General features: G+C 36.0%; 1 protein-coding gene. It reads left to right on the forward strand.

Going from position 1 to position 267, the window contains the following annotated elements:
• Nucleotides 1-41: 41 nt before the first annotated feature.
• A partial coding sequence (locus AAEY98_RS22390) for a hypothetical protein (protein ID WP_351019796.1) occupies nt 42-267 on the forward strand: 226 nt, incomplete at its 3' end.

Here is a 267-nt window from a genome sequence, read left to right on the forward strand (position 1 = left end):
GATAAACACGTTGGATGAATACATATTTATTGGAGCATATCATGCAAACCCATGACCTTATTGACAATTATACTCATTCTAAATTTACCAAAATCACTAGGAATTTATGGATAGTCCTGATCTTAAGTATTAGCATATTAAGTGGTAGCTATGCAGTTTTGACATGGGGAGATACAGCTGCTCAATTACTGATCGCTACTGATAAGCACTTTTGGTATTTATCAAGAGCAAGTGGTGTGATGGCGTATACTTTATTCTGGGTAGCAG

The sequence above is a fragment of the Shewanella sp. AC91-MNA-CIBAN-0169 genome, from assembly GCF_040310165.1.
Lineage (GTDB): Bacteria > Pseudomonadota > Gammaproteobacteria > Enterobacterales > Shewanellaceae > Shewanella.